This is a genomic window from Micromonospora sp. CA-263727, from assembly GCF_050942455.1.
Classification (GTDB): Bacteria; Actinomycetota; Actinomycetes; order Mycobacteriales; family Micromonosporaceae; genus Micromonospora.
The window spans coordinates 1,386,690-1,413,337 of sequence record NZ_CP192031.1 but is presented as its reverse complement, the minus strand read 5'-3'; the positions used below and the strand labels follow the sequence as shown (position 1 = coordinate 1,413,337).

Annotated in this window: 21 protein-coding genes; 14 read left to right on the top strand and 7 right to left on the bottom strand. The window is 72.7% G+C overall.

Annotated elements, in window-relative coordinates; all coding sequences use genetic code 11:
- Window position 1: 1 nt before the first annotated feature.
- A complete protein-coding gene (locus ACQPYA_RS06575; RefSeq protein WP_433531748.1) occupies window positions 2-835 on the bottom strand; it encodes an O-methyltransferase in 834 nt (277 codons plus the stop codon).
- A 106-nt stretch (window positions 836-941) separates the two neighbouring features.
- Here ACQPYA_RS06575 and ACQPYA_RS06570 point away from each other — a divergent pair, with 106 nt between their 5' ends.
- The 8 genes from ACQPYA_RS06570 to ACQPYA_RS06535 all read left to right on the top strand — a co-directional run bounded on the left by ACQPYA_RS06570 (window position 942) and on the right by ACQPYA_RS06535 (window position 11,825).
- Window positions 942-2,012: an LCP family protein gene (locus tag ACQPYA_RS06570; RefSeq protein WP_433531747.1), complete on the top strand. Its 1,071-nt coding sequence runs from the start codon at window positions 942-944 to the stop codon at window positions 2,010-2,012.
- Window positions 2,013-2,378: 366 nt separating this feature from the next.
- A complete protein-coding gene (locus ACQPYA_RS06565; RefSeq protein WP_433533398.1) occupies window positions 2,379-3,674 on the top strand; it encodes a sugar transferase in 1,296 nt (431 codons plus the stop codon).
- Between the two features lie 3 nt (window positions 3,675-3,677).
- The gene (locus ACQPYA_RS06560) at window positions 3,678-4,640 is read left to right on the top strand and encodes a glycosyltransferase family 2 protein (protein ID WP_433531746.1); all 963 of its coding nucleotides are present in this window, start codon (window positions 3,678-3,680) and stop codon (window positions 4,638-4,640) included.
- Window positions 4,640-5,704 carry a glycosyltransferase family 4 protein gene (locus tag ACQPYA_RS06555; RefSeq protein WP_433531745.1) on the top strand — a complete coding sequence of 355 codons (1,065 nt, stop codon included), beginning with the start codon at window positions 4,640-4,642 and terminating at the stop codon, window positions 5,702-5,704. Before ACQPYA_RS06560 ends, ACQPYA_RS06555 begins: the two co-directional genes overlap by 1 nt.
- Window positions 5,701-7,059, top strand: coding sequence for a lipopolysaccharide biosynthesis protein (locus ACQPYA_RS06550; protein ID WP_433531744.1), 1,359 nt, complete (start codon window positions 5,701-5,703; stop codon window positions 7,057-7,059). The genes ACQPYA_RS06555 and ACQPYA_RS06550 overlap by 4 nt, the downstream gene beginning before the upstream one ends.
- A gap of 1 nt (window position 7,060) precedes the next feature.
- Complete coding sequence (locus tag ACQPYA_RS06545) at window positions 7,061-8,413, top strand: O-antigen ligase family protein (protein WP_433531743.1); 1,353 nt, start codon at window positions 7,061-7,063, stop codon at window positions 8,411-8,413.
- Between the two features lie 72 nt (window positions 8,414-8,485).
- The gene (locus ACQPYA_RS06540) at window positions 8,486-10,597 is read left to right on the top strand and encodes an acyltransferase family protein (protein ID WP_433531742.1); all 2,112 of its coding nucleotides are present in this window, start codon (window positions 8,486-8,488) and stop codon (window positions 10,595-10,597) included.
- 82 nt (window positions 10,598-10,679) lie between these two features.
- Entirely contained in the window at window positions 10,680-11,825 is a 1,146-nt protein-coding gene (locus ACQPYA_RS06535) for a glycosyltransferase family 4 protein (RefSeq protein ID WP_433531741.1), read from the top strand.
- A 42-nt stretch (window positions 11,826-11,867) separates the two neighbouring features.
- Here ACQPYA_RS06535 and ACQPYA_RS06530 read toward each other — a convergent pair whose 3' ends face one another.
- A complete protein-coding gene (locus tag ACQPYA_RS06530; RefSeq protein WP_433531740.1) occupies window positions 11,868-13,727 on the bottom strand; it encodes a trypsin-like peptidase domain-containing protein in 1,860 nt (619 codons plus the stop codon).
- A gap of 173 nt (window positions 13,728-13,900) precedes the next feature.
- Here ACQPYA_RS06530 and ACQPYA_RS06525 point away from each other — a divergent pair, with 173 nt between their 5' ends.
- Genes ACQPYA_RS06525 through hutH form a run of 6 tightly spaced genes read left to right on the top strand, consistent with a single transcriptional unit; the run spans window position 13,901 to window position 21,742 of the window.
- The gene (locus tag ACQPYA_RS06525) at window positions 13,901-14,749 is read left to right on the top strand and encodes a MurR/RpiR family transcriptional regulator (protein WP_433531739.1); all 849 of its coding nucleotides are present in this window, start codon (window positions 13,901-13,903) and stop codon (window positions 14,747-14,749) included.
- 13 nt (window positions 14,750-14,762) lie between these two features.
- The gene (locus ACQPYA_RS06520) at window positions 14,763-16,415 is read left to right on the top strand and encodes a urocanate hydratase (protein ID WP_433531738.1); all 1,653 of its coding nucleotides are present in this window, start codon (window positions 14,763-14,765) and stop codon (window positions 16,413-16,415) included.
- A gap of 11 nt (window positions 16,416-16,426) precedes the next feature.
- Window positions 16,427-17,644: an allantoate amidohydrolase gene (locus ACQPYA_RS06515; RefSeq protein WP_433531737.1), complete on the top strand. Its 1,218-nt coding sequence runs from the start codon at window positions 16,427-16,429 to the stop codon at window positions 17,642-17,644.
- Window positions 17,641-19,002, top strand: coding sequence for a formimidoylglutamate deiminase (locus ACQPYA_RS06510; protein WP_433531736.1), 1,362 nt, complete (start codon window positions 17,641-17,643; stop codon window positions 19,000-19,002). Before ACQPYA_RS06515 ends, ACQPYA_RS06510 begins: the two co-directional genes overlap by 4 nt.
- Entirely contained in the window at window positions 18,999-20,210 is a 1,212-nt protein-coding gene (hutI, locus tag ACQPYA_RS06505; protein ID WP_433531735.1) for an imidazolonepropionase, read from the top strand. Before ACQPYA_RS06510 ends, hutI begins: the two co-directional genes overlap by 4 nt.
- Window positions 20,207-21,742: a histidine ammonia-lyase gene (hutH, locus tag ACQPYA_RS06500; RefSeq protein WP_433531734.1), complete on the top strand. Its 1,536-nt coding sequence runs from the start codon at window positions 20,207-20,209 to the stop codon at window positions 21,740-21,742. The genes hutI and hutH overlap by 4 nt, the downstream gene beginning before the upstream one ends.
- Before the next feature lie 99 nt (window positions 21,743-21,841).
- On the opposite strand, the gene rdgB is transcribed toward hutH, so the two are convergent.
- The 5 genes from rdgB to ACQPYA_RS06475 form a co-directional block, all read right to left on the bottom strand.
- On the bottom strand, window positions 21,842-22,459 hold the full coding sequence (gene rdgB / locus ACQPYA_RS06495) for an RdgB/HAM1 family non-canonical purine NTP pyrophosphatase (protein WP_433531733.1): 618 nt from the start codon (window positions 22,457-22,459) through the stop codon (window positions 21,842-21,844).
- A gap of 54 nt (window positions 22,460-22,513) precedes the next feature.
- Entirely contained in the window at window positions 22,514-23,245 is a 732-nt protein-coding gene (gene rph / locus ACQPYA_RS06490; protein WP_433531732.1) for a ribonuclease PH, read from the bottom strand.
- Window positions 23,246-23,255: 10 nt separating this feature from the next.
- A complete protein-coding gene (locus ACQPYA_RS06485) occupies window positions 23,256-24,440 on the bottom strand; it encodes a glycosyltransferase (RefSeq protein ID WP_433531731.1) in 1,185 nt (394 codons plus the stop codon).
- Window positions 24,437-25,576 (bottom strand): glycosyltransferase family 4 protein, encoded by a 1,140-nt coding sequence (locus ACQPYA_RS06480; RefSeq protein WP_433531730.1) that lies wholly within the window; start codon window positions 25,574-25,576, stop codon window positions 24,437-24,439. Before ACQPYA_RS06480 ends, ACQPYA_RS06485 begins: the two co-directional genes overlap by 4 nt.
- A 74-nt stretch (window positions 25,577-25,650) precedes the next feature.
- Window positions 25,651-26,397: an MBL fold metallo-hydrolase gene (locus ACQPYA_RS06475; RefSeq protein ID WP_433531729.1), complete on the bottom strand. Its 747-nt coding sequence runs from the start codon at window positions 26,395-26,397 to the stop codon at window positions 25,651-25,653.
- Window positions 26,398-26,648: the final 251 nt, after the last annotated feature.

The following is a 26,648-nucleotide window of genomic DNA, read 5'->3' as shown; positions in this document are numbered from 1 at the left end:
GCTACCATGCCACGCCGATGCCGTCCCCCGGGTACCAGTGGTTGGCCGGGGTCTCCCGGAAGGCGAGGAACCGCCGGCCGGTGCGCTCGGCGTGTTGGGCCAGCACGTTGGTGTGGGTGACGTTGTCGGTGAGCAGGATCGCCCCCGGCGCCAACTTCGGCTCCACGGCGTCGAACTCGCGCTTCTCGTACGCCCGGCTGTGGTCGCTGTCGTGCAGGAAGAGGTCGACCGGCCGGTCCAGCCCGGTGATCGACTCGACCGAGTCGCCGATGACCAGGTCGATCACCTCGGACCAGGGGGCGGCCCGGGCAAGGTAGCCGGCCTCCGGGTTGATGTCGATGGAGCTGACCCGCCCCGGGTGTCCTTCGGCGGCGTTGCGCAGCAGCGCGGCGGCCAGCACGCAGCTGCCGAGGCCCTTGTCCACGCCGGTCTCCACGATGTGCGCCGGCCGGCGGGCCCGGACGATCGCGTACCAGCCGACGCGGCGCGCGTACCGGACCTGCTTGTCGGCCAGGCCACGGCGGGCGGCGCCGGCGGTGGCCGAGGCGATGTGCTGCCGCAGCGCGTCGTCCGACTCGATCTCCGCGAGGTAGCCGCGGACCTGCTGCACCGGCAGGGCGCAGACCACGCTGACGAACCAGGCGAGGTGGCTGCGACTGAGCTTGGTCAGCTCGTACGTGTAGTTGTGGTGCTCTCGGGAGGCGACCAGCCAGCGGGCCGAGGTGCGCAGCACCTTGGCGTCGTGGCGGGCCACCGCGACCAGGCGTTTCGGAAAGGCGGCGACGGGGGCGAGGCGGGTACGGGCGATCGCCCGCCGCAGCTTGACAGCATCCACGGCAGCGTTCTACCAGACCAAGGGAAACGTCGAGGTAACAAACGGACCCCGAATCACCCGATTCCGGGGGCAACAACCGGAACATGAAATCAGTAGCATCACAGCCATGTCGAGTGGAGAGCAGGCGGGGACCATCACCTCGGAAGACACCCTGCCGGCGGGGGGCACCGACGGGCCGGAGACGCCGGCTGGCGCGCCGGCGGGCAGGCCGCGTCGTCGGTGGCTCCGGATCACCCTGATCAGTTTGCTGGTCCTGACGTTGGTCGGGGTGGGCGCCGTGGTGGCCGGCGGCTTCTACCTCAAGTCGGTCGAGTCGGACATCGACCGGGTCGACGCGTTCGACGGGGTACCGGAGGAGACCCGACCCGAGGTGGTCGCCAAGGGCGCGTTGAACATCCTGATCCTCGGCAGCGACTCACGCGATCCGGAGAGCACCGGCGGCTCGCGCGCGGACACCATCATCCTGGCGCACGTGCCGAAGGGCCGCTCCAGCGCGCAACTCGTCTCGATCCCCCGGGACACCTGGGTCGCCGTGCCGCGCTCGAAGGAAGGCCGCGGTGGCCGGGACGCGAAGATCAACGCCGCGTACGCCTGGGGCGGCCTGCCGCTGATGGTGCAGACCGTGGAGCAGTACACCAAGGTGCGGATCGACCACGTGTTGATGGTGGACTTCGGCGGCTTCAAGGAGATCATCGACGCCCTCGGCGGCATCGACATCAACTCGGAGCAGCGATTCACCTCGATCCACCCGCCCTTCCGCACGTTCGAGCAGGGAAAGCAGCGGATGGACGGCGCGACCGCGCTGGACTTCTCCCGGCAGCGCAAGCAGTTCGCCGATGGCGATTTCGCCCGAATCCGGCATCAACAACAGGTGATTAAGGCGATTCTGGATCAGGCCGCTTCCGGTGGGGTCCTGGCAAATCCCGCCAAGCTCAATTCCTTTGTCCGCGCCACGTCGAGCGCCGTTTCGGTGGACAAGAAGATGTCCCTGGTGGACATGGCGATGGACCTACGCGGCCTGCGCGGTAACGATCTGACGTTCATGACCAACCCGACCAAGGGGACCGGGCGGGTCGGCACCGAGAGCGTCGTCTTCGACGACCACGACAAGGCGGCGAGCTTCTACGACGCGGTCCGCCGGGACGCGGTCGAGGAGATACTTCGTACCGGACGTTAATCAGCAATTGCCCCTGCGGCACTGGCGCGGTTTCCAGGGCGCTCGTATCCTGCGTTCGCTCCGGTGGCTTTCCTCAGGCGCCAGCGCTGTCGCTCCACGGGGGAGGAACTGTACATGTCGAGGCAATCCGTCGTCGGTCTCCCGGCCACCACCGCGCCTGACGATCCCGGGGCGTCGACGCCGGAGAGGCAGACGCTGACCGAGTCCGATGAGGACGATCCCGCGCCGGCACCGGCCGCCCCCGCCGAGCCGAAACCCGACCGGGCGACGCCGACCCGTACCGGACGATCGAGCCTTGACGTGACGGCGGTGCTGCCGTACGCCGGCTCGCGTGCGTCGGCCCGCACCCGCGCCCTGCGGGCCTGGATGTTGACGGCACCGGTCGACGTCGCCGCGCTGCTGTCCCCGCTCGCCATCACGCAGCAGCACTGGCGCGGCACGCTCGCCATGACCGTCCTGACCGTGGCCATATTCGCCGCCGGCGGGCTCTATCAGGCCCGCCGGCACGTGAGCATCCTCGACGAGCTGCCGAGCCTCTGCGGCCGGCTGCTGGCCGCCGCCGCCGTGGTCGCCATCGTCGCCGCGCTGCGCCACGACTCGGCGGAGCACCTCGTCGGGTTCATCCGCGGGGTGGCCATGGCCGCCGTTCTGGTGATCGCCGGGCGCCTGACGACCCGGGAGGTCGCCACCCTCGCCCGCCGGCGTCGGTGGGTGGAGCACAACGCCATCGTCATCGGCAGCGGACCGACCGCGGTGGAACTCGCCCGGCTGCTGCGCCGCTATCCCCGATACGGGCTGCGGTTCGTCGGGCACGTCGACGACCCTTCGCCGGCAACCATGCCTCCGGTGCCGGTGATCGGCACGCTCGACCAACTCGCCCAGCTGGTGCGGCTCGTCGAGTGTGAGGTGCTGATCATCGCCGACCCGGAGTGTCCGGAGCCGGTGCTGATGGAGTTCCTCCGTCAGCCGCTGGTCGCCACGTGCGACCTGTGGGCGGTGCCCCGGCTGTGGGGGTCCAGGTCGCACGGCGACCACATCGGCGCGATCCCCATCGTGAAGGTGGGTGACACGACCCTGTCGGGGCCGCGCTGGGCGCTGAAGCGCGCCTCCGACATGATCTTCGCGAGTTCGGCGGTGCTCGTACTAAGCCCGATCCTGCTGCTCTGTGCGATCCTCGCGTTCATCGACGGTGGCCGCGGGGTCTTCTTCCGGCAGGAACGCATCGGGCGGCACGGCAAGCCGTTCGATATCATCAAGTTCCGCACCATGCGGCCGGCGAACGAGCACGAGTCCCGGACGACGTGGTCGATCGCGAACGACCGGCGGATCTCGCCGATCGGGCGTTTCCTGCGCCGTACGTCATTGGACGAGCTGCCCCAGCTGTGGAACATCCTGAAGGGCGACATGAGTGTGGTGGGCCCCCGGCCCGAGCGCCCCTACTTCGTCGAGAAGTTCTCCGCCGAGTACCCGAGCTACGCGATGCGTCACCGGGTGCCGGTGGGGCTGACCGGGCTCGCCCAGGTCAGCGGTCTGCGCGGAGACACGCCGATCTCCGACCGGGCCCGGTTCGACAACTACTACATAGAGAACTGGTCGCTGTGGCTGGACGCCAAGGTCCTCATGCGGACGGTGGCCGAGGTGTTCCGTGGTGGCGGTCGCTGAGCGATGCCGGACGTTTCAGTAGTCATCCCCACGACGGGCCGGGCCAGCCTCGCGGAAGCGGTCGCCTCCGCCCGAGCGCAGCAGGGCGCCTCCGTACACGTGGTGGTCGTCTGCGATCTGGCCGACGTGCCGACCGGCGTGACGGACCTGCGCGGCCAGATCGACGAGATCGTCTGCACCGGCGGCGGCCGTCGGGGATCCCACGCGCGCAACCTCGGTGTCCAGCATGCCGCCCCCGGCAGTCACGTGGCGTTCCTCGACGATGACGACGCCTGGCTGCCCGGCAAGCTCGCCGCCCAACTGCCCGTCCTGGAACGGCTGGCCGGAGAGGGCTGGCTGCCGGTGGTGTCCTCCCGGACGCGGCAACGCAAGGCGGGAGGCAACCCGCTTCCGTCCGCCGTGCCGACCACGCTGATCGCCGACGGCATGCGGCCCGAGGACTACCTCTTCCGCCGGCGGCGTCTCGGTGTCGGTCGCCAGTCGCTGCCCACCTCGACGCTGCTGACGACCGCCGACCTCGCTCGGCAGTGCCCGTGGGACGAGTCGCTGCCACGGCACCAGGACTGGGACTGGCTCGTCCGGGCGGCGCGGGTCCCGCGAGCAAAGATCGTGCAGATCGAGCAGGCGACCGCGCTCTACACGGTAGGCAGTCCGGGGTCGATCTCGGCTGGCGTCGACTGGCGTACCTCCTGGGAGTGGGCGCAACGCTGGGAGGGGGTGTGGGCGCCGAAGACCTTCGCCGACTTCGTCGCGGCCCAGACCCTCCGGTATGCGGTGCAGGCACGCGACCGGGAGGGCATCCGGGAGATGGTGCGTGCCATCCGCCGTAACTCCCCTCCCTCGGTCCGCAACGCGGTTCTGGCGGCTCTCGGGCTCGTGCCGAGGGCCACCCTCGAACGCGTCGCGATGCGCGGGTCGCGGGCCGCCGGCGGCTCCGCGGCACCCCGGACGGACAGGTTCCGCTGATGCGCCTGCACTTCGTGCTCCCCCAACTGGAACCGCTGTACGGCATGGAACTCGCGGCGGCGATGCTCATGCGGCACCTGCAAACCCAGGGCGTCGGGGTGTCGGCGACCGTCCTGTCACGGTCGGTGCCTCCCACCCTGGACGGCCTGGCGATCGACGCCCTGGGGCTGGGTACCCGGATCACCCGCCTGATGGAGGCGGTACCCCCGCTGCGACTCCGGCTACGGAGACTTCCGGCGGACGTGCGGATCGTGGCGAGCGGGCTCTGGGGCAGCGTTCCGGTCGGCGCCGCCCTGGCCGGCTCCGGCCGCGGCTATGTCGCCTGGGAGCACTCGCTGCTGCCGGAGCGGCTGCGCATCGACGGCCGGGTCCGCACGCTCGCCCGGGTGGCCCGGGTCAGGGGATTGCGGCCCCGCCTGGTGGTCGCCGTCTCCGACGGGGTAGCGCGGACCGTGCGGCAGTCCGTCCCCGGGCAGCGGGTGGTGACGATTCCCAACCCGATGCCGCCCAGCCCGTTCGTGCCGCCCCGCGAGGTCGCCGACCACGAGCGGATCAAGCTGCTCACCACCGCCGCGTTCCGCCCGTACAAGAACCACTCCTGCGCGCTCGAAGCGCTTGCGCTCCTGCCCGCGAACCATCACCTGACCCTTGCCGGCGACGGGGAGGAGCGCGATCTACTCCACGACAGGGCGGGCCAGCTCGGGCTGGGGGATCGCGTTACGTTCCTCGGCCGGGTGCCGGGGGTGGCGCGGCTGCTCGCGGAGGCGGACGTGCTGGTGCATCCGTCCCGCGCCGAGACGTTCGGGTTCAGCCTCGTCGAAGCTGCCGAGGCCGGGCTCCCCGTCGCCGCACTGCCGGTGCCCGCTGTGGACGAGATGATCCCGACGTTCGTGCCCGGCACCCTGGCGGCAGACACCTCACCGGCGGCGCTCGCCGACGCGATCGTCCGCCTGACCGGTGCCGGACGGCCGGCCCTGGCGGACTTCGACAAGGCCTGGCATGCCCGCCGCGCGGCACTGGACCCGACCGAGGTGAGCCGCCGGTGGGTGGAGGCCCTGACGTGACGCGCGTTCCGGGGCAGGCCGACCGGCTGGCGGCGGATGCCCGCGACCGACACCCGCGGCGGTCGCGCTGGCAACGGCCGTCCAGCGGCGACAGTTTCCTGCACAAATCCGGCAAGTTCCTCACCGGGAACCTGCTCCGTACCCTCGCGCAGGGCGCCCTCTTCGTGCTGCTGGCGCGGGAGATGCCGATCGACACGTACGGCCTCTTCGTCGGTGTCACGGCGCTCATCGCGGTGGTGTCGCCCTTCGCGTCGGCCGGTGCACCGAGCCTGATCATCCAGAACTACGCGGACTCACCGGCCGACTGGCCCCGACATCTCCTCCGCGGCCTCTTCCTGTCCACGGTCTTCGGCTCGGCCGCGACGGTACTGGTGACCGCTGCGGGTCTCGCCATCTGGGGCGCTCACGTCGGCCTGGTCGAGTTGCTCTGTCTCGCGGTCGCGGACCTGGTCGCCTGGCGGCTCGTCGAGGCCGTGGGAGCCTCGTTCCATGTCCGCGGCCGGATCATGCTCGCCGCGCTCATTCCCGCCCTGCTGCACGTCTGCCGGCTGGCCGGAGCCGCGGTGCTGGCCCTCTCGGAGGGGCCGGTCACGCTGCACGGCTGGGCGACGACGTCCGCTGTGATCAGCATCGTCGTGTGTCTTCCCGTTCTCCTGGGTGGCCTGCGCGGCGCCGCCCGTCGCGCGCTGAGCGTGCGGGGTTCGCTCGCCCAGGCCCGGACCGGGATGCTGTTCGCCGTGGGGCTCTCGGCCCAGTCGGTGTACAACGACAGCGACAAGGTCATGCTGTCCCGCCTCGGCACCCCCGAGAGCGCCGCCATCTACGCCGCGGCCTACCGCGTGGTCGACCTCGCCTACACGCCGGCCCGTTCCATGGGGGCGGCTGCCTACCCCGGGTTCTTCGAGGCGGGACGGGGCGGCCCCCGGGAGGCACTGCGGATGGCCCGGGGGTTGGTGCCACGCTTCCTGGCGTTCAGCGTCCCGGTGAGCCTGCTGCTGGTCGCCTTCGCCGGGATGATGCCCCTGGTTTTCGGGTCCGACTTCGAGGCGGCCATCCCGGCGCTACAGGGGCTGAGCGCACTGCTGGTGCTGAAGTCGCTGCACTACCTCGCCGCGGACGCGCTGTCGGGGGCTCGGATGCAGGGGCGGCGGACCGTCTGCCAGATCGGCATCGGGGTGTTCAACGCGTTGCTGAACCTGTGGCTCATCCCGGCCTACGGCTGGCAGGGCGCTATCGTCTCCAGCCTGGTGTGCGACGCGCTGCTCGCCGTACTGCTCTGGGGATGCCTCACCGCCGCCGTGCGCCGCGACCGGGTGGGCACGCCCCCTTCGGTACGTCCCAGGGAAAGGGTCTGAGGTGACCACACTCTTCGGTGTCCTGCTGAGCGCGGGTGGCCTCGCGGTGGCCGGCTGGCTGATCCACGCCCGGCGAGCCGTCGCGGCCAGCTTCGGCAGCAGTGGCACCGCCATCGCGTTCGTCGGGTTCGCGGTGCTCGCGAACGCCGCGCCCGTGATCGCCGGTGACCACTCGTCGGCGCTCATCGGCCTGCTCGTGCTCGCACTGGTCGCCTGGCTGGCCGTCGCCGGGCGGAAGCGGCTGCGGGGACCATCCGGCCTCTGGCGGCGAATCTGCCTGGGACTGGCCGCGGCCATGCTCGTCTGGTGCCTCGGCGTGGACGTCCTCACCGGCGACGGCGTGTACGGGTCGAGAATGCCGGCGTACGCCGCCGCCGGGCTGCTGTTGCTCGCGACGTGGCTGATGGGGGCCGGCGCCAGGGTAAGCCTCGGCGCGATGGCCTACACCGGGCTGGCCGTCCTGTCGGTGCTGACGGCCCCGACCGCCTTCTACGGACAGGCGTGGCGGGACTGCACCGCCGGGCAGTTGGAAAAGTGCTCGTTGGCCGGGGCACTGTTCAAGAGCTTCTACAACTCCGAGAACTACATCGCCCTGATCGCCTCGTTCACCCTGGTCGCCGCCGTTTGCGCGCTGCGCCGCGCGCAACGGTGGGCGGCGACGGCGTTCTGCCTGCTGATCATCGTCGCGACCGGATCCCGGACCAGCTACCTGGCCCTCGCCGCAGTGGGCGTGTGGGTGCTCGGTGCCCTGCTGCTTGAGCGGAGGCGGGCGCACCCGCAGATCAACCTCGCCCTCTGCGTGGCGCTGGCGGTCGGGGCCTCGGCGACGGCCACCTACCTGACCTGGAGCGCGTCCAAGACCACCCTGAGCAACCGCGGCAACATCTGGATCCACGTCCGGGAATACATCGCCGGCGCGGAGGGCACCGGTGTCGGCGTCTCCAAGTGGTACCAACTCCGGGACATCGGCGAGGCGCCGTACCACTTCTTCCACTCCGGCTACGTCCTGGCCATCTTCTCCGGTGGCTTCGTCGCGCTGACCCTGTGGACCCTCCTGCTGGCCACCCTGCTGCGCGCGCCGGTCGTCGACGGCCGGGCCTTCTCCGCCAAGGCTCCGGCGGCGCTCTTCGTCGTCTACTCGTTCACCGAGGTGGTCTGGAACCCGCTCTCCGTTGACGGACTGACCTGGATCTTTGTCCTGATGGTGCTGACCACGTCCACGTTAGGATCGACGGATCCCGTTCCGGGTGGTGAGTCGGTGGAGACCGGCGACCAACCGGGACCGCTGGCCCGGTTTCTCCGTCTGTCCGGCGGGCACGGCGTCGGTCGGACCACGGCCGATGCGCGAGACTGAGCAGCAGCACACCCGACGTACCGGGCCGCGGTCCGGGACGGCCGCAGATCCGCTGGTGTGAGGAAGGACCCGATGTCGTCAGGCTCCCTCGCGGCGCCGGTTCATCGTGCCGTCCCTCGGCAGCCCGTCGCCGCCGGCCTGGGCTTCCGCCCGGACATCCAGGGGCTACGTGCCTTCGCGGTCGTGGTGGTGATCCTCGAACACGTCCTCCGCTGGCCGGTCGGCGGGTTCGTCGGGGTCGATGTCTTCTTCGTCATCTCCGGCTTCCTGATCACGGGCCTGCTGCTCAACGAACACGACCGGACCGGACGCATCTCCTTCGCGGATTTCTACCGTCGTCGGGCCCGGCGGATCCTGCCCCTGGCGATGCTGGTCCTGGTGGGCACGTACCTCGCGTCGTCACTGCTGTTCCTCGGCGAACGGGTGCGGTCGACGGCCTGGGACACGCTCTGGGCCGGGCTCTTCGCGGCCAACTGGCGCTTCGCGTCCGTCGGCACCGACTACTGGCGGACCGACGGACCGGTCTCGCCGCTGCGGCACTACTGGTCGCTGGCGGTGGAGGAGCAGTTCTACCTGGTCTGGCCGGTGCTGCTCGTGGTGCTGCTGGGCCTCGCCGCCCGACGGGGTCGGTACGGGAACCGATCGCGGTGGGCGGTGGGATCGATCCTGGGAATCATCGTCCTCGGCTCGATCGTGTTCGCCCTCTGGGAGGTCGGCCACCGCCCGGCCGTCGCATACTTCTCGACCTTCTCCCGCGCCTGGGAACTGGGCGTCGGCGCGCTGCTGGCCGTGGCGGCGCCACTGTTGGCCCGCATACCGGCACCGGTGCGTCCGGCATACCAGTGGCTGGGGCTGGTCGGGCTGGTCGTCTCGGTGCTCACCGTCACCGCGCAGACTCCGTTCCCGGTTCCGGGCGCGCTGCTGCCGGTGATCTCGACGGCGCTGGTCATCGCCGGGGGCGTGGGCGGACAGCGGCTGATGTTCCCCCTGACCAACCGGGTCGTCCGGTACGTCGGTGACATCTCCTACTCCCTCTACCTCTGGCACTTCCCGCTGCTCATCCTGATCGGCGCCGCGCTGCCCGGCGGCGGGTACGCCACACCGATGCTCGCCCTCGGTGCCACGGCCCTGCTCTCGATCTTCTCGTATCACCTGGTGGAGGACCCGATCCGCCGGTCGTCGTGGTTGGCACGCCGGCCACCGGGGACGCCACGCCAGCGGACCGGTCCGGCGCGGGCCCGGCGGTACGCCGGCCTGGCGGCGATGGCCGCCACGGTGGCCGCGGTCGCCACGGTGACGATCCGCACGCCGTCTCCGGAGGTTTCGTGGCAACCGGCACCGGTCACCTCGCAGACCGAGTTGGCGACGCAGATCCGTGCCGCGCTGGATGCCGCCGACTGGCCGGTGTTGACACCTCCCCTCGGCGAGCTGGACAGCCTGGGTTTCACCCGTGGAGACGGCAAGGGGTGCCGGCCGGCGAACCCGGACGGCAACGACTGTGCCGTTACGACGCCGCGTCCCCGCAGGTTGGCTGTTGTTGTCGGAGACTCCATCGGGGCCGCCTGGCTGCCGCTGGTGCGGGGTGCCCTGGAGCCGGCGGGGTGGGTGGTCCAGGACCTGACCTATGCCGGCTGCCCTTTCCTCGCCTCGGGCACGGTCTCCCCCATCGAGAGCATCACCCGGGCCTGTCCCGGGCACCGGCAGACGGTGCGAGCATTGGTCACCAACCGTAGGCCGGATCTGGTGATCGTGAGCAATGCCTACCACCAACGGTTCACCAGCAACGGCGGGTATCCGTCCCAGCGCGAGTGGGAGCAGGCCGCCGTTACGGCCAGGGACGAGTGGCTCGCGGCAGCGGGGAGGATCGTCGCCCTGCAACCACCGCCGCAGGGTCTGGACCCGAAGGCGTGCATCACCCGGCTCTCCACCCCGCGCGACTGCGTCTCCACGCTCTCCGACGAGTACCGGTCGTACGCGGAGGCCGACCGGCGCGTGTGGAACGGGAACCGCTCGCGGCACGTCGCCACCACGGAGTGGTTCTGCGACGCCGGGCGCTGCCCGATCTTCGTTGGCGGCGTCATCGTCCGGCGCGACGGGAACCACATCACTGCCGAGTACGCGCGCAAACTCACCCCGCTGCTCGGCGAGGCCCTGGCACCGATTCTCCGCAGGCCGCCGGACTAACCGGGCGATCCACTTTGTACCCAGGCGGCCCCGGGCCGGGTCGTCGCCGCGTCCGGGGAGCGCCTGCGGCAGAATCCCCGCCATGAGAATCGCCGTGTGCACGGCCGAGGGGCGCGTCGACGACATCCTCACCTGGTCGGGAATCCCGGCCAATGTCATCCGGACGATGCGCGACCTCGATGCCGGGTACGTGGTGCTCGACGAGCCGTCGCCGCTGCTCGTACGCTTCGGGAAGGTCGTGGCGGCGGCGTCGAAACGGGCGCGCGTCAAGGTGAACTGGGAGGTGGAACCGTGGCTCGTCCGTCGCATGACCCGAGAGGTACAGGCACAGGCGCAGCGGGCGAACGCCGACGTCCTTATGCTGCTCGGCTGGCACACGCTGGGTGTCGAGGACGGTGACGTGCCGGCGGTGATCTGGACCGACGCGACCTATGCCCAACGGGTGGAGAAGGCGCCGCACTGGCAGCATCTTTCCGGCCGGACCCGGCGACGGGTCGAGCCGGTCGAGGGTGAGTCGTTACGCCAGATGGCCGCGGTCGTCATGTCCTCGACCGTCGCGTACGAGGACGCCATCTCGCGGTACCACCTCGATCCGTCCCGGGTCCATCGCATCGGGTTCGGCGCGAACCTGGTCGGTGTGGAGGCGGAACCGAAGTCCCGGATGGGTGATCCGCCCCGGCTGCTGACCGTGGGAGTGAGGTGGGAACGGAAGGGCATCGACCGGTGCGTGCTCATCACGGACGAGCTGCGTCGCCGGGGAATCCCGGTCCTCCTCGACGTGGTGGGCGTCCAGCCGCCGGACAGTTCGTGGCGGCGCGACCACGTCACCTACCACGGGTTCCTGAACAAGGACAGCGGCCAGGACAAGGCGAAACTGGAAAGCCTCTACGCCGCCGCCGATCTCTTCCTTCTGCCCACCCGGAATGAGCCCTTCGGCATCGTCTTCGCCGAGGCCGCGGCGTATGCCCTCCCGTCACTGGGCAGCGCCGTGGACGGCGTACCGGATGTCGTGCGGCACGGCCACAGCGGGGTGCTCCTACCGCTCGACGCCCCGGCCGCGCAGTACGCCGACGAAATCGCCGACCTGCTCGCCTGCCCGGACCGCTACGCCGGTCTGAGCCGGGGAGCAGTGGCACACCACCGCTCCTCACTCACCTGGGACAGCGCCGTGCGCAGCGTGCTCGACGTGTGCGAGATCGCCATGAGGCGGCAGGCCCCGAAGACCTGACCGCGCTGAGCCGGCCGAGCGGCACGCCCGGCCGGCCCACCGCTAGTTCGTACGTCGCCGTAACAGGGCCAACACGCCGAGCCCGCCCGCGAGCGCGACCCCGGCGCCGACGAGCAGCGGCACCGCCCAGCCGGGCCGGGACGGTTCGTCGCCCCCGGCGGCGACGGCCGCCTCACGGTAAACCTGGGCCAACGCGTTCATCGGCGACCGCTCCGTGACCTCCGCGAACCGCGGGGCGGCCTTCGCCTCGTCACCGGCGAAGTATGCGTCAAGAGCGCTGCGGTAAAGCCGGTCCGGTTCGCCGAGGCCGTTCTCGACGCCGCCAGCGCCGAGCAGTCCGGTCATCCGGGACACCGGCACCACGAGGCGGTTCGGTCGGCCGGGTTGCAGCAGGTCGTTGTCAAGCATGCCGACCACCCGGCCCTGCGGGTCGACCGCGATCCCGCCCCGGGAATAGGCCCCGACATCCTCGCTGATCCGGTAGGTCGACGACTCGATGTCCACTTCGGTCACCTGCACCGGCCTGGACAGGACGGTGTAGGTGGCGGAGCGGTAGTCCGTGTCGGTGGTGCTGTACCCGAGAACGCGCAGCTCGGTCCCGCCGGCGATCGTGGCGGAGGCGTTCAGCTCGGCAACGGGAAGGTCCGCCTGGTCGAGCTTGACCAGCGCCAGATTGCCCTCGGCGAGCGGGAGGGCCCGCACGACGGCACCGGAGATCGCGGGGCTGTTGGTGAGGTCGCCCTCTGCCACGTTCAGTTGCCCGTGCAGGGTGGCCCCCGGCTCCGTACCGGCCTCCGGGCCGGTGAAGACGGTCGTCGGCAGCCGGGCCCGGACGTACCCGCTGACCTGTTCGGCCGTCAACTTGTCGTCCGCCACGAGCGTCCTGGCAAGGGCGTCGAGCGCGTGCTCGAGCATGATGTCCGAAGTGGGCTGCACGCACTGGGCGTTGGTGAGCACGTGTCCGTCGTGATTGACCACCACGCCCGTGCAGCGGCGGCTGAAGGTGAACGGTTCGGGGTGGAGCAGGGCGTCGTCCTTCTTGTTGCGGACAAAGCCGGTGAGGACGGCCTCCAGGAAGACCATCGACGGCGCGACGGTGGCGAGCGCACGCTCCTCCGGGCTGCGCGGCGGGGCCTCTGCCCAGGGCTTGAGCCCGGGTGGGGGCGGGGTGGCGGTCGGGGTGACGGCCGTCGGCGGCGGCTCCGGCCCGCTCGCCGAGATGGCCCATACGCCCGCTCCACCACCGACGGCAGCCACCAGGAGCAGCGCGGCGACGGCGACCCAGAGCCCGGTCTGCCGTTTCGGCGGCGACGAGGGCTTGATCCTGCGGCCCGGCGCCCCGAACGGGTCGGACGGCGCAGGCCCGTACGTCGCGCCGGTCGGCGCCATCGCCTGATCGGTCCCGTCGGGTCCGGGCCAGGCGGCGGGGGAGGCCGGAGCCGCCGACACGGGCGCGCCCGAAGCGGGGGCGCCCGACACCGAAGCGCCCGACACGGGCTGAGGCGCTCCGGACACCGGCTGGGGTGGCCCGGAGACCGGCTGGGGTGGCCCAGACACGGGCTGGGGTGGCCCGGAGACCGGCGGCGCGGCGGTTGGAACCGGCGTGTACTCCACACCGAGGGCCTGGAAGAGCTTCTCCGCGCCGCGTCCCGCCTCCGCGGGATACGCCACCCATGGCGCGGCGGCCGAGAAGTCCGCGTAGGTGAAGGGCATGCCGCCCGTCTGGGCGAGGCTGTCGGCGATGCCGGCGAACGCCTCGCGCCAGCCCGAAGCGGCGGCCACCGTGGCGTCCAGCACGGCCACCGTGACGAAACGGCCCTGCCCGTCGACGGCCGCCCACGCTTTGCCGACCGGTGACCCGCCCAGCAGGTGCGTGTACCGGTAGGGGCCGTCCGGCTGCATGGCAACTCCTCTGCTCGACCGCCGTGCGGATCCTATCGAGTCACCGCACCTCGTCCTGCCCACCGGTCGCCGCTCTGTCCGGGGCCGGGATCGGACCCGCAGCTCAGATCGGTTCCACTGGCGAGAGACGGAAGCGCTTGCCCGATGAAAGTTTTTATGCATAGACTCACAGAGTGAATGACGGGGCTGCCATCGCGTCGACCGAGCGGGTCGTCGGCCTCTTCGACGGGGTCCGGCTCACCCCGACGCAGCGGCGCATCGCGCACTGTCTGGTGCAGCACGCCGGCGCCGTCGGCTATCTCTCCGCCGCCGAGGTCGCCGAGCTGGCCGGGGTCAGCCAGCCGTCGGTCACCCGGTTCGCGGTGGCGCTGGGCCACGACGGCTACCCGGCGCTCCGCCGCCGGCTGCGCGAACTGACCGCCGCCGCGCCGAGCCCGGCCACCGCCGGCAACGAACTCCAGCAGGCGGTACGCGCCGAGATCGGCAACCTGGACCGGCTCGCCGGCCAGCTCGCCGACCGGGAGCGGATCGCCGCCACCGGGCGGCTGCTGGCCGCCAGCCGTCCCCTGCCGGTGCTCGGCCTGCGCGCCGCCGCGCCGCTGGCCGCCTACTTCGCCTACTTCGCCGCCAAGGTGCACCCGGACGTCCGGGTGCTCGACGACGGGGGCAGCCTGCTCACCGACCGGTTGGAGCAGGCAGTCGAGGCCGGTGCCCGGGCGCTGCTGGCGTTCGTGCTGCCCCGCTATCCCCGGGAGACCCTGGACACGCTGCGCGAGGCCCGCGACGCCGGGCTGAGCGTGGTCGCGATCACCGACTCGCCGGTCAGCCCGGCGACCGAGCACGCCGACGTGGTGCTGCCCGCCGCGGTCGGCGCGCAGCTCGTCTTCGACCTGCACACCGCCCCGATGACCCTGGCCATGGTGCTGCTCCAGGCGATCTGCGACGCCGCCCCGGCCGAGACCCAGCGGCGGCTGGAGGCGTTCGAAGCCTCCGCCGCCCGTCGACAGTTGTTCCTCGGTTAGGAGGGTTCCCGCCATGACACGATCCACCCAAGCAGGTGCCGGGCCGGTCCGGGCCGCCCGTGGCCCGGAGCGCACCGCCCGGGGCTGGCCGCAGGAGGCCGCCCTGCGGATGCTGATGAACAACCTCGACCCCGAGGTGGCCGAGCGCCCCGACGACCTGGTCGTCTACGGCGGCACCGGGAAGGCGGCCCGGGACTGGCCCTCCTACCACGCCCTGGTGCGTACGCTCACCGACCTGCGGGACGACGAGACCATGCTGGTGCAGTCGGGCCGCCCGGTCGGCGTGATGCGGACCCACGAGTGGGCGCCCCGGGTGCTGCTGGCCAACTCGAACCTGGTCGGCGACTGGGCGACCTGGCCGGAGTTCCGCCGCCTGGAGCAGCTCGGCCTGACCATGTACGGGCAGATGACCGCCGGCTCGTGGATCTACATCGGCACCCAGGGCATCCTCCAGGGCACCTACGAGACCTTCGCCGCGGTGGCGGCGAAACGCTTCAACGGCACCCTGGCCGGGACACTGACGCTGACCGGCGGGTGTGGCGGGATGGGCGGGGCACAGCCCCTGGCGGTCACCATGAACGGCGGCGTCTGCCTGATCGTGGACGTGGACCGCAGCCGGCTGGAGCGCCGGGCGCACGACCGCTACCTCGACGAGATCGCCGACGACCTGGACGACGCGGTCGCACGGGTCCTCGCCGCGAAGCGGGACCGCCGGGCGTTGAGCGTCGGCGTGGTCGGCAACGCCGCCACCGTCTTCCCGGAGCTGCTGCGCCGGGGCGTCGCCGTCGACATCGTCACCGACCAGACCAGCGCGCACGACCCGCTGTCGTACCTGCCGGAGGGGGTGGAGCTGGCCGAGGCCCGGGACTACGCGGCGGCCAAGCCGGCCGAGTTCACCGACCGGGCCCGGGCCTCCATGGCGAAACACGTCGAGGCGATGGTCGGTTTCCTCGACGCCGGTGCGGAGGTCTTCGACTACGGCAACTCGCTCCGCGGCGAGGCCCGGCTCGGCGGGTACGAGCGGGCCTTCGACTTCCCCGGCTTCGTGCCGGCGTACATCCGGCCGCTGTTCTGCGAGGGCAAGGGGCCGTTCCGGTGGGCGGCGCTCTCCGGCGACCCGGCCGACATCGCCGCCACCGACCGGGCGATCCTGGAGCTGTTCCCGGAGAACGAGCCCCTGGCCCGGTGGATCCGGATGGCCGGCGAGCGGGTCGCCTTCCAGGGCCTGCCGGCGCGGATCTGCTGGCTCGGCTACGGCGAGCGGGACAAGGCGGGCGTGCGGTTCAACGAGATGGTCGCCGCCGGTGAGCTGAGCGCCCCGGTGGTGATCGGCCGGGACCACCTGGACTGCGGCAGCGTGGCCAGCCCGTACCGCGAGACCGAGGCGATGGCCGACGGCTCCGACGCGATCGCCGACTGGCCGCTGCTCAACGCGCTGGTCAACACCGCCAGCGGGGCCTCCTGGGTCTCCATCCACCACGGCGGCGGCGTCGGCATCGGCCGCTCCATCCACGCCGGCCAGGTCTGTGTGGCCGACGGCACCGCGCTGGCCGGGCAGAAGATCGAGCGGGTGCTCACCAACGACCCGGCGATGGGCGTGATCCGGCACGTCGACGCCGGATACCCCACCCCCCACACCGACGTCCGCATCCCAATGTCGGAGTAAGGAAGGGCCCCTTGTTAACGCATACGGTAGAGGAAGGGCCCCTTCTTAACAGGTTCCGCGAGCTGTGGGACGAGATCGCGCCGATCGGCCGCGACGATCGCAGCGGCGGCTACCTGCGCTACGCGTTCACCGAACCCGAGCTGTGGCTGCGCGCCTGGTTCCGCGAGCAGGCGCAACGGCGGGCCATGCCGGTCACCGAGGACGGCAACGGCAACCTCTTCGCCTGGTGGGGCGACCCGGCCGCCGGCGACGCGGTGCTCACCGGCAGCCACTTCGACTCCGTCCCGCACGGCGGGGCGTACGACGGGCCGCTCGGCATCGTCAGCGCCTGGCTCGCCGTCGACGAGTTGCGTGCGGCCGGTGTCAACCCGACCCGGCCCCTCGTGGTCGGCGCGTTCGTCGAGGAGGAGGGCGCCCGGTTCGGCGTACCGTGCCTGGGCTCGCGGCTGCTCACCGGGCAGATCGACGCCGGCCGGGCGGGCCGGCTGCGGGACGCGGCCGGGGTGAGCTTCGCCGAGGCGCTGGGCGACCGGCCGGCGGGCGCGGACCCGGCGCTGACCGGCCGGCTGGCCGCCTTCGTGGAGCTGCACGTCGAGCAGGGCCGCGCGCTGGTCGACCAGGCCACGCCGGTCGCGGTGGCCAGCGCGATCTGGCCGCACGGCCGCTGGCGCTTCGACTTCACCGGCGAGGGAAACCACGCCGGTACGACCCGGATGGCCGACCGCCGCGACCCCATGTTGACGTACGCGTTCACGGTGCTCGCGGCGAACAAGGAGGCCCGGCTGCGCGACGCGCACGCCACCGTGGGCCGGGTGGCGGTGGAGCCGAACGCGACCAATGCCATCCCGTCCCGGGTGACCGGCTGGCTGGACGCTCGGGCCGCCGAGCCGGAGACCCTCACCGGGCTGGTCGAGGCGGTACGGGCCAAGGTCGCCGAGCGGGCCCGGCGCGACGGCACCGCGGTCACCCTGACCGAGGAGTCGGCGACGCCGCTGGTGGCGTTCGACGGCGGGCTGGCCGACCGGCTGGCCGGGCTGCTGGACGCGCCGGTGCTGCCCACCGGGGCGGGGCACGACGCGGGGGTGCTGGCCGGGCAGGTACCCACGGCGATGCTCTTCGTCCGCAACCCGACCGGGGTGTCGCACTCCCCCGCCGAGTCGGCCACCGACGCCGACTGTGCCGCCGGGGTGACCGCCCTGGCCCGGGTGCTGGAGGAACTGACGACATGACCTCGACCCGCTGGCTCGCCGAGCACGCCTGGCTGCCCGAGCAGGCCGAACCGACCCCGGACGTGCTGATCGAGACGGTCAACGGCCGGATCACCGGGGTCACGCCGCTGACTCCGGGCGGCCGGCCGGACGCCGGGGTCGAGGTGCTGGTCGACGCCGTCCGGCTACCCGGTCTCACCCTGCCGGGGCTGGCCAACGCCCACTCGCACGCCTTCCACCGGGCGCTGCGCGGGCGCACCCAGGGCGGACGCGGCGACTTCTGGAGCTGGCGCGACCAGATGTACGCGGTCACCACCCGGCTGGATCCGGACACCTACCTGGCGCTGGCCCGCGCGGTGTACGCCGAGATGGCGCTGGCCGGGATCACCTGCGTGGGCGAGTTCCACTACCTGCACCACGGACCGGGCGGCGCCCCGTACGCCGACCCGAACGCGATGAGCGCCGCGCTGGTCGAGGCGGCGGCGCACGCCGGGATCCGGCTCACCCTGCTGGACACCTGCTACCTGACCGCCACGGTGGACGGTCAGCCGCTGGCCGGGCCGCAGCAGCGCTTCGGCGACGGTGACGCGCTGCGCTGGGCGGAGCGGGTCGGCGCGTTCACCCCGGACGGCGAGCACGCCCGCCTCGGTGCGGCCATCCACTCCGTCCGCGCGGTGCCGGCCGAGCAGCTCGCCACGGTGGCCGGCTGGGCGCAGCGCCGCGACGCGCCGCTGCACGTGCACCTCTCCGAGCAGCCCGCCGAGAACGACGCCTGCCGGGCGGTGCACGGCCGTACCCCGACCGGGCTGCTCGCCGACCACGGCGCGCTCGGCCCCGCCACCACGGCGGTGCACGCCACCCACCCGACCAGCGGCGACGTGAGCCTGCTCGGGGAGAGCCGGACCGGGGTCTGCCTCTGCCCGACCACCGAGCGGGACCTCGCCGACGGGATCGGTCCGGCCGGCCGGATGGCCGAGGCCGGCATCCCGCTCAGCCTGGGCAGCGACAGCCAGGCGGTGATCGATCCGTTCGAGGAGGCCCGTGCGGTGGAGCTGGACGAGCGGCTGCGGACCCGCCGGCGCGGCCACTTCGCCCCGGCGGAGCTGCTGACCGCGGCGAGCGCCGCCGGGCACGCCGCGCTGGGCTGGACCGACGCCGGCCGGATCGCCGTCGGTGACCGGGCCGACCTGGTCACGGTGCGGCTGGACAGCGTACGCACCGCCGGGGTGGCACCGGCGGGCGTGTGGTTCGCGGCGAGCGCGGCCGACGTCGTCCAGGTCGTGGTCGACGGCCGGGTGCTGGTCCGCGACGGCCGCCACCTGACCGTCGACGTGCCGCAGGAGCTCGCCACGTCCATCGCGGAGGTGACCTCCCGATGACGGGACGCAGCCTGTTGGTGGACGACATCGGGGAGCTGGTGACCAACGTGGCCAGCTCGGGCGCGGGCGGGCCGCTGGGCATCCGGCGCCGGGCCGCCGTGCTGATCGAGGAGGGCGAGGTGGCCTGGGTCGGCCCGGCCGCCGACGCGCCCCCGGCCGACCGGCGGATCGACGCGGGCGGGGCGGCGGTGCTGCCCGGGTTCGTGGACAGTCACGCGCACCTGGTCTTCGCCGGGGACCGGGCCGCCGAGTTCGCCGCCCGGATGGCCGGTCAGCCGTACACCGGTGGGGGCATCCGGACCACGGTCGGTGCCACCCGCGCCGCCGCCGACAGCGAGCTGCGGGCCACCGTGCGCCGGCTGCACGGCGAGGCGTTGCGGCAGGGCAGCACCACGATCGAGATCAAGAGTGGGTACGGCCTCACCGTCGCCGACGAGGCCCGCTCGCTGCGGATCGCCGCCGAGGTCACCGACGAGACCACTTTTCTCGGCGCGCACGTGGTTCCGGCCGAGTACGCCGACCGACCCGACGAGTACGTGGGGCTGGTCTGCGGCCCGATGCTCGCCGCCGCCGCGCCGTACGCCCGCTGGGTCGACGTCTTCTGCGAGCGGGGCGCCTTCGACGCCGACCACGCCCGGGCGATCCTGGCCTGCGGGCAGGCCGTCGGCCTGGGCGTGCGGGTGCACGCCAACCAGCTCGGTCCCGGACCGGGCGTGCAGCTCGGGGTGGAGCTGGGCGCGGCCAGCGTGGACCACTGCACCCACCTGACCGACGCCGACGTCGACGCGCTCGCCTCGACCCGGGTCGACTGCATGTGCGCCGAGGGCGGCCACACCGCGACCGTCGCCACCCTGCTGCCCGGCGCCGATTTCTCCACCCGTTCGCCCTATCCCGACGCCCGTCGGTTGCTCGACGCGGGGGTCACCGTGGCGCTGGCCACCGACTGCAACCCCGGCTCGTCGTACACCTCGTCGATGCCGTTCTGCATCGCGCTGGCCGTACGCGAGATGCGGATGACCCCGGCGGAGGCGGTCTGGGCCGCGACCGCCGGTGGCGCGCGGGCGCTGCGCCGCGACGACATCGGGGTGCTGCGACCCGGCGCCCGCGCCGACCTGATCATCCTCGACGCCCCGTCCCACCTGCACCTGGCCTACCGGCCCGGGGTGCCCCTGATCCGCCAGGTCCTGCACAACGGAGTAGCGCGATGACCGTGACCATCCAGCCCACCGGGGTCTCCCCGGCCGACGTCCTCGCCGTGGCGCGCGGCGCCACCAAGGTCGTCCTCGACCCGGCGACCGTCGACGCGATGGCGACCAGCCGGTCCATCGTGGACGGTATCGAGGCCGCCGGCCGTCCCGTCTACGGCGTCTCGACCGGTTTCGGCGCCCTCGCCAACACCTTCGTCGCCCCCGAGCGGCGGGCCGAATTGCAGCACGCGCTGATCCGCTCGCACGCCGCCGGGGTGGGCGCGCCGATGCCGCGGGAGGTGGTGCGGGCGATGATGCTGTTGCGGGTCCGCTCGCTGGCCCTGGGCCGCTCCGGGGTACGCCCGCTGGTCGCCGAGGCGCTGGTGGACCTGCTCAACCACGACGTCACCCCGTGGGTGCCGGAGCACGGGTCGCTGGGGGCCTCCGGCGACCTGGCACCGCTGGCGCACTGCGCGCTGGTGCTGCTCGGCGAGGGCTGGGTGCTCGGCGCGAACGGCGAGCGGGCGCCCGCCGCCGACGCGCTGCGCCGGGCCGGCCTGGCCCCGGTCGAGTTGGCCGCCAAGGAGGGGCTGGCGCTGATCAACGGCACCGACGGCATGCTCGGCATGCTGCTGCTGGCGATCCACGACGCGGCGCACCTGTTCACCATGGCCGACGTGACCGCCGCGCTGGCGATCGAGGCGATGCTCGGCTCGGAGCGGCCGTTCCTGCCGGAGCTGCACGCCATCCGCCCGCACCCCGGTCAGGGCGTCTCGGCGGCGAACATCCACCGGCTGTTGCAGGATTCGACGGTGATGGACTCGCACCGCGACGATCTGGCCCACGCGGTGCAGGACGCCTACTCGATGCGCTGCGCGCCGCAGGTGGCCGGCGCGGCCCGGGACACCCTGGACTTCGTCCGCACGGTGGCCGGCCGGGAACTGGTGTCGGTGGTGGACAACCCGGTGGTGCTGCCCGACGGCCGGGTCGAGTCGACCGGGAACTTCCACGGCGCGCCGCTGGGCTTCGCCGCCGACTTCCTGGCCATCGCCGCCGCCGAGGTGGGCGCGATCGCCGAGCGCCGGGTGGACCGGCTGCTCGACGTGACCCGCTCCCGGGACCTGCCGGCCTTCCTCTCCCCGGACGCGGGAGTCAACTCCGGGCTGATGATCGCCCAGTACACGGCGGCCGGCATCGTCGCGGAGAACCGCCGGCTGGCCGCGCCCGCCTCGGTGGACTCGCTGCCCACCAGCGGCATGCAGGAGGACCACGTCTCGATGGGCTGGGCGGCGGCAAAGAAGCTGCGCACCGTCCTGGACAACCTGACCAGCCTGCTCGCCGTCGAGTTGCTGGCCGCCGTACGCGGGCTCCAGCTACGCGCACCGCTGAACCCGTCGCCGGCCGGACGAGCGGCGATCGCGGCCCTCGGCGGCATCGCCGGCGAGCCCGGCCCCGACGTTTTCCTCGCTCCCCTGATGGAGGCCGCCCGGGCCGTGGTCTCCGGCCCCGGGCTGCGCACCGCCATCGAGGCCGAAATCGGCCCCCTCACCTGACGGGGCGACCGGCCTGGTCGGTCCGCTGCGCTGGGCTAGCAGACCCTGGTGCGTCGGCGCCCTTCCCGGAGCCGATCCGCACCAAGATCTCGGGGTGGGTCAGGGTGCGGTGGGGAGCACCTTGGCGGCCAGGGCCGCCAGTTCGCGGAGGGCCTTGCCACGGTGGCTGATCGCGTCCTTCTCCGCCGGGGTCAGCTCGGCGTTGGTGCGGTCCTGGCCGTCGCCGAGGAAGATCGGGTCGTAGCCGAAGCCGCCGTCACCGCGCGGGGCCCGCAGCAGCCGGCCCGCCTGCCGGCCGTCCACCAGGTGCTCCTTGCCGCCGGGCAGCACCAGCGCGACCGTGCAGACGAAGGAGGCGGCCCGGTGCTCGTCCGGCACGTCGGCGACCTGGTCCAGCACCAGCTGGAGGTTGGCGTGGTCGTCGCCGTGCCGGCCGGCCCACCGGGCGCTGAACACGCCCGGCATCCCGTTGAGCGCGTCGACGGCCAGCCCGGAGTCGTCGGCGATCGTCGGCAGGCCGGTGCGCCGGCAGCCCTCCCGCGCCTTGATCAGCGCGTTCTCACCGAAGGTGAGCCCGGTCTCCGGCAGCTCCGGGTACGCCTCGACGTCGTCCAGCCCGATCAGGGCGATCCGGTGCGCGCCGAGCGCGCCGTCCAGGATGCGTTGCAGCTCGATGAGCTTCTTCCGGTTCCGGGTGGCGAGCAGGACCTTGTTCATGCAGGACCGCCTTTCGTTCGCGACTGCGGGGCTCGCAAGCTCACTCCTCGCGCTTCACAGGGAGGAAAGCGCCTTCCGCTGGGCATCGGCCAGGTCCAGACAACCGACGACGGCCAGGTCGAGCAAAGCGTCCAACTGCTCGCGGGCGAACACGCCGGCCTCTCCGGTGCCCTGCACCTCGACGAAGTCTCCGGTGCCGGTGCAGACCACGTTCATGTCGACCTCGGCGGCCACGTCCTCGGTGTAGCACAGGTCCAGGCGCGGCTCGCCGTCGATCACGCCGACACTGATCGCGGCCACCGACCGGTGCATCACCTTCTCCGGCGTACCGGTCAGGGCCCTGCGCCCGGCGAGCCAGGTCACCGCGTCGTACAGGGCCACGTACGCGCCGGTGATCGCCGCCGTCCGGGTGCCGCCGTCGGCCTGCAGGACGTCGCAGTCGAGCACGATCGAGTTCTCGCCGAGCGCCTTGAGGTCGATGGCGGCGCGCAGGCTCCGGCCGATCAGCCGGGAGATCTCGTGGGTACGCCCACCGATCTTGCCCCGGACGCTCTCCCGGTCGGAGCGGGTGTTGGTGGCCCGTGGCAGCATCGCGTACTCGGCGGTGACCCAGCCCAGCCCCGAGCCTCGCCGCCAGCGGGGCACTCCCTCGGTGACGCTCGCGGTGCAGAGCACCCGGGTCGCGCCGAACTCCACCAGCACCGAGCCCTCCGGATGGGAACTCCAGCCCCGGGTCAGGGTCACCGGTCGAAGTTGGTCGGGTCGCCGCCCGTCAGGTCGCGCCATGACCTGCACCCTATGTGGTGCCGTGATCCGACCGTCCCCGGGTGTCCACCGGCTGCCCGCCGGCGATGCCGTGCGCGCGCAGGAAGCCGGCGACCGCCGCCGGCCAACCGAACTCCTCGGCCCGGTGGCGGGCGGTCGCCCGTCGTGCCGCCTCGGGGCGCGCCAGCAACCGGACGACGGCCTGGGCCTGGGCCGACGGGGTGCTCTCGGCGGCGAGCCCGCCCGGCCCGATCACCTCGGGCAGCGCGCTGGCGGCATTGGCCACCACCGGGGTGCCGCAGGCCAGCGCCTCCAGGCCGGCCAGGCCGAAGGTCTCCACCGGTCCCGGTGCCAGCACCACGTCCGCCGTGGCGAGCAGCGCGGCGAGCGCCGCCCGGTCCGGCAGGAAGCCGGTGAAGTGCACCGGCAGGCCCGCCGCCCGCCGGGTCAGCGCCGGTCGCAGCGGCCCGTCCCCCGCCATCACCAGCACCGCGGGTACGCCGTCGCGGAGCAGCCGGGCGAGGGCGGCCAGCGCCAGTTCGGGCCGCTTCTCCATGGACAGCCGGGCGCAGTGCACCAGCAGCACCTCGGTCTGGTCGGCGTACCGCTCGCGCAGCACCGGGTCGGCGTGCCGGGGATGGAAGGTGGTGAGGTCGACGCCGAGCGGCACCAGGTCGACGGGGGACTCGCCGAGTCGGCCGAGTTCCTCGGCGGCCCACCGGGTGGTGCAGACGATCCGGTCGTAGCGGCGCAGGGTCTCCCGGTTGAGCCGGTCCGCGACCCGGCGGGCGACGGCGTCGGGCAGTCGCCACTGGCCGAGCAGGCCGGTCAGGCTCTCGTGCGAGACCATCACCGACGGCACTTTCCGCCTGCGGGCCCAGTCGCCGGTCCAGCGCAGGGTGCTGCGGTCGGAAACCTCCAACCGGTCGGGGGCCAGCTCATCGAGGACCTGGGCCAGCCGCCGCTTGTCGGTCAGCACCCGGTAGCCGCCGGTGCCGGGCAGTTCCGGGCCGGGCAGCGTGATCTCGCGCCCCCAGGGATGCCGGGTGTCGCGGTACCGGACGCCGGGGACGACCAGGACCGGCTCGTGGCCGGCGGCGAGGTACCCCGCGCCGAGGTGCCGCAGCGCGGTACGCAGGCCGCCGGAGCGGCCGGTCACGAAGTTCGCCACCCGGACGATGCGGGCCGGACGGGGCGGCGCGGCGACCGTCGTCACGCCGACCGGCCCATCGCAGGCGTGCCGGCCAACACCGCCCGGTAGTGCCCGATCAGCTCGTCGCCCACCCCGGTCCAGCTACGTCGGGCGATCGCGGCCCGGGCGGCCCGGCCGTACGCGGCGCGCCGGACGGGGTCAGCGGCGAGTTCCGCCACGGCGGCAGCGAGGGCGGCGGAGTCGGCCGGCGGCACCAGCAGCCCGGTGACGCCGGATTCGACCAGGTCGACCGGGCCACCGCTGGCCGGGGCGACCACCGGCACACCGCTCGCGGCGGCCTCCTGCAACGTCTGGCCGAACGTCTCGTGCGGGCCGGTGTGCACGAACACGTCGAGGCTGGCGTAGAGGCGGGCCAACGCCTCGCCGTGCTGGACACCGAGGAAACGCACCCCGGGCAGGTCCCGTTCGAGCTGCCGGCGGGCGGGGCCGTCTCCCGCGACCACGACCCGGACGCCGCACAGTTCCACGGTGGCGGCCAGCAGCTCGACGCGCTTCTCCGGGGCGAGCCGGCCGACGTAGCCCACCAGCAGTTCACCGTCCCCGGCGAGCGCCCGCCGCAGGCTCGGGCAGCGCTTGTCGGGGTGGAAGCGTTCCGCGTCGACGCCGCGGCGCCACAGCCAGACCCGCTGCACGCCGTGGGAGACCAGGTCGGCGGCGGACCGGGTGGAGGGGGCCAGGGTACGCCGTGCCGAATTGTGGATCTCCCGCAGCCGCCGCCAGGCCGCCGCCTCGCCCCAGCCGACCCGGTACGCGCGGGCGTAGGCGGCGACGTCGGTCTGGTAGACGGCGACGGTGGGCAGCCCGTGCCGCTCCGCCACCACGGCGGCCCGCGCCCCGAGGATGAACGGGCTGGCCAGGTGGACCACGTCCGGCGCGTGTGCCAGCAGCACGCCGGCCAGCCGGCTGTTGGTCGCCATGCCGAGCCGGAAGCCCTGGTACCGGGGCAGCGGCACGCTCGGGATACGGACCACCGGATAGGGGTAGCGGTCGAGGTCGCGCCGGCGCGCCCCGGGCGGAGCCGGCGCGATGACCAACGGCTGGTGGCCGCGGGCGACGAGATGCTCGGCGGCCCGCACGACCGAGTGCGCGACACCGTTGACGTCCGGTGGGAACGACTCGGTCACGATGGCGATCCGCATGGCACCCACCGTGCTGGCCACAGCGAAGATTCAGGAAACGCCCGGCTGACCGGCCGGCGAACAGTGCTGGCTGGTCAGATGTCGTAGCTGGCGCCGGGGCGGACCACTTCCAGCGGGCCGGCGTACGCGGCGGCGGCGGAGGCGACCGTGTGCGCCTCACTGCCCCAGGCGGCCACCAGGTGGGTCAGCAGCAGCCGCCCGACGTTGGCCTTGGCCGCCGCCTCGCCGGCCTCCCGGCCGGTGAGGTGCAGATCCGGCGGGTTGTCGACACCGTCGAGGTAGCTGGCCTCGCAGAGGAAGGCGTCGGCGTTCTGGGCCAGCCGCTGCAACGCCTCGCAGGGCGCGGTGTCCGCGGAGTAGCAGAGCACCCGGCCGGCGTGCTCCAACCGGACGCCGTAGGTCTCCACCGGATGCAGCACCCGGTCGACGGTGACGCTGAACGGACCGATCGGGAAGGTGCCGGGTTGCAGCGCATAGAACTGGTAGACATCCTCGACCGTGCTGTCCTCCTGCCCGTACGCGGAGGCCAGCCGGTCCGGGGCGCCGGCAGGGGCGTAGACCGGCAACGGCGGGTACGGGCCGTCCGGGGCGTACCGCCGCACCACCACGTACGTCGCGGCGTCGAGGATATGGTCGCAGTGCAGGTGGGTCAGGAGGATGGCGTCCGGGGCGTGCAGCCCGGCGTAGCGCTGGAGGGTGGACAGCGAGCCCGGGCCGAAGTCGACCAGGAGCCGGAAGTCCTCGGCCTCGACCAGGTACGCCGAGCAGGGGGACTCGGGTCCGGGGAAGCTGCCCGCACAGCCCAGGACGGTCAGTCGCATCGAGTTGTCTCGCTGTCACGGTAGGTAGTAATCGCGCCGGCCGCCGCTCCGGCGATGATCACTACCGACGCGTACGCCACGCTGCGCAGCCTACGCCCGCCTGCGCAGAGGCAAGAATGATCTGCTGGAAGTTGTCATCAACGTGACACCCGTTTCGGCCGTCCGATCGACTCCGGGTTACCGGAGTGGCCGACCCGGACAGGCCGACGCGACGAGGGCCACCGGCTGTCTGCCGATGGCCCTCGTGATGT

Bases quoted from the DNA above. Each gene is read 5' to 3' on its own strand.
- ACQPYA_RS06475 (WP_433531729.1), bottom strand. From the start codon at position 26,397: ATGCGACTGACCGTCCTGGGCTGTGCGGGCAGCTTCCCCGGACCCGAG.
- ACQPYA_RS06560 (WP_433531746.1), top strand. From the start codon at position 3,678: ATGCCGGACGTTTCAGTAGTCATCCCCACGACGGGCCGGGCCAGCCTC.
- ACQPYA_RS06570 (WP_433531747.1), top strand. From the start codon at position 942: ATGTCGAGTGGAGAGCAGGCGGGGACCATCACCTCGGAAGACACCCTG.
- rdgB (WP_433531733.1), bottom strand. From the start codon at position 22,459: ATGAACAAGGTCCTGCTCGCCACCCGGAACCGGAAGAAGCTCATCGAG.
- ACQPYA_RS06535 (WP_433531741.1), top strand. From the start codon at position 10,680: ATGAGAATCGCCGTGTGCACGGCCGAGGGGCGCGTCGACGACATCCTC.
- ACQPYA_RS06555 (WP_433531745.1), top strand. From the start codon at position 4,640: ATGCGCCTGCACTTCGTGCTCCCCCAACTGGAACCGCTGTACGGCATG.
- ACQPYA_RS06510 (WP_433531736.1), top strand. From the start codon at position 17,641: ATGACCTCGACCCGCTGGCTCGCCGAGCACGCCTGGCTGCCCGAGCAG.
- ACQPYA_RS06540 (WP_433531742.1), top strand. From the start codon at position 8,486: ATGTCGTCAGGCTCCCTCGCGGCGCCGGTTCATCGTGCCGTCCCTCGG.
- ACQPYA_RS06480 (WP_433531730.1), bottom strand. From the start codon at position 25,576: ATGCGGATCGCCATCGTGACCGAGTCGTTCCCACCGGACGTCAACGGT.
- hutI (WP_433531735.1), top strand. From the start codon at position 18,999: ATGACGGGACGCAGCCTGTTGGTGGACGACATCGGGGAGCTGGTGACC.
- ACQPYA_RS06565 (WP_433533398.1), top strand. From the start codon at position 2,379: ATGTTGACGGCACCGGTCGACGTCGCCGCGCTGCTGTCCCCGCTCGCC.
- ACQPYA_RS06520 (WP_433531738.1), top strand. From the start codon at position 14,763: ATGACACGATCCACCCAAGCAGGTGCCGGGCCGGTCCGGGCCGCCCGT.
- hutH (WP_433531734.1), top strand. From the start codon at position 20,207: ATGACCGTGACCATCCAGCCCACCGGGGTCTCCCCGGCCGACGTCCTC.
- rph (WP_433531732.1), bottom strand. From the start codon at position 23,245: ATGGCGCGACCTGACGGGCGGCGACCCGACCAACTTCGACCGGTGACC.
- ACQPYA_RS06530 (WP_433531740.1), bottom strand. From the start codon at position 13,727: ATGCAGCCGGACGGCCCCTACCGGTACACGCACCTGCTGGGCGGGTCA.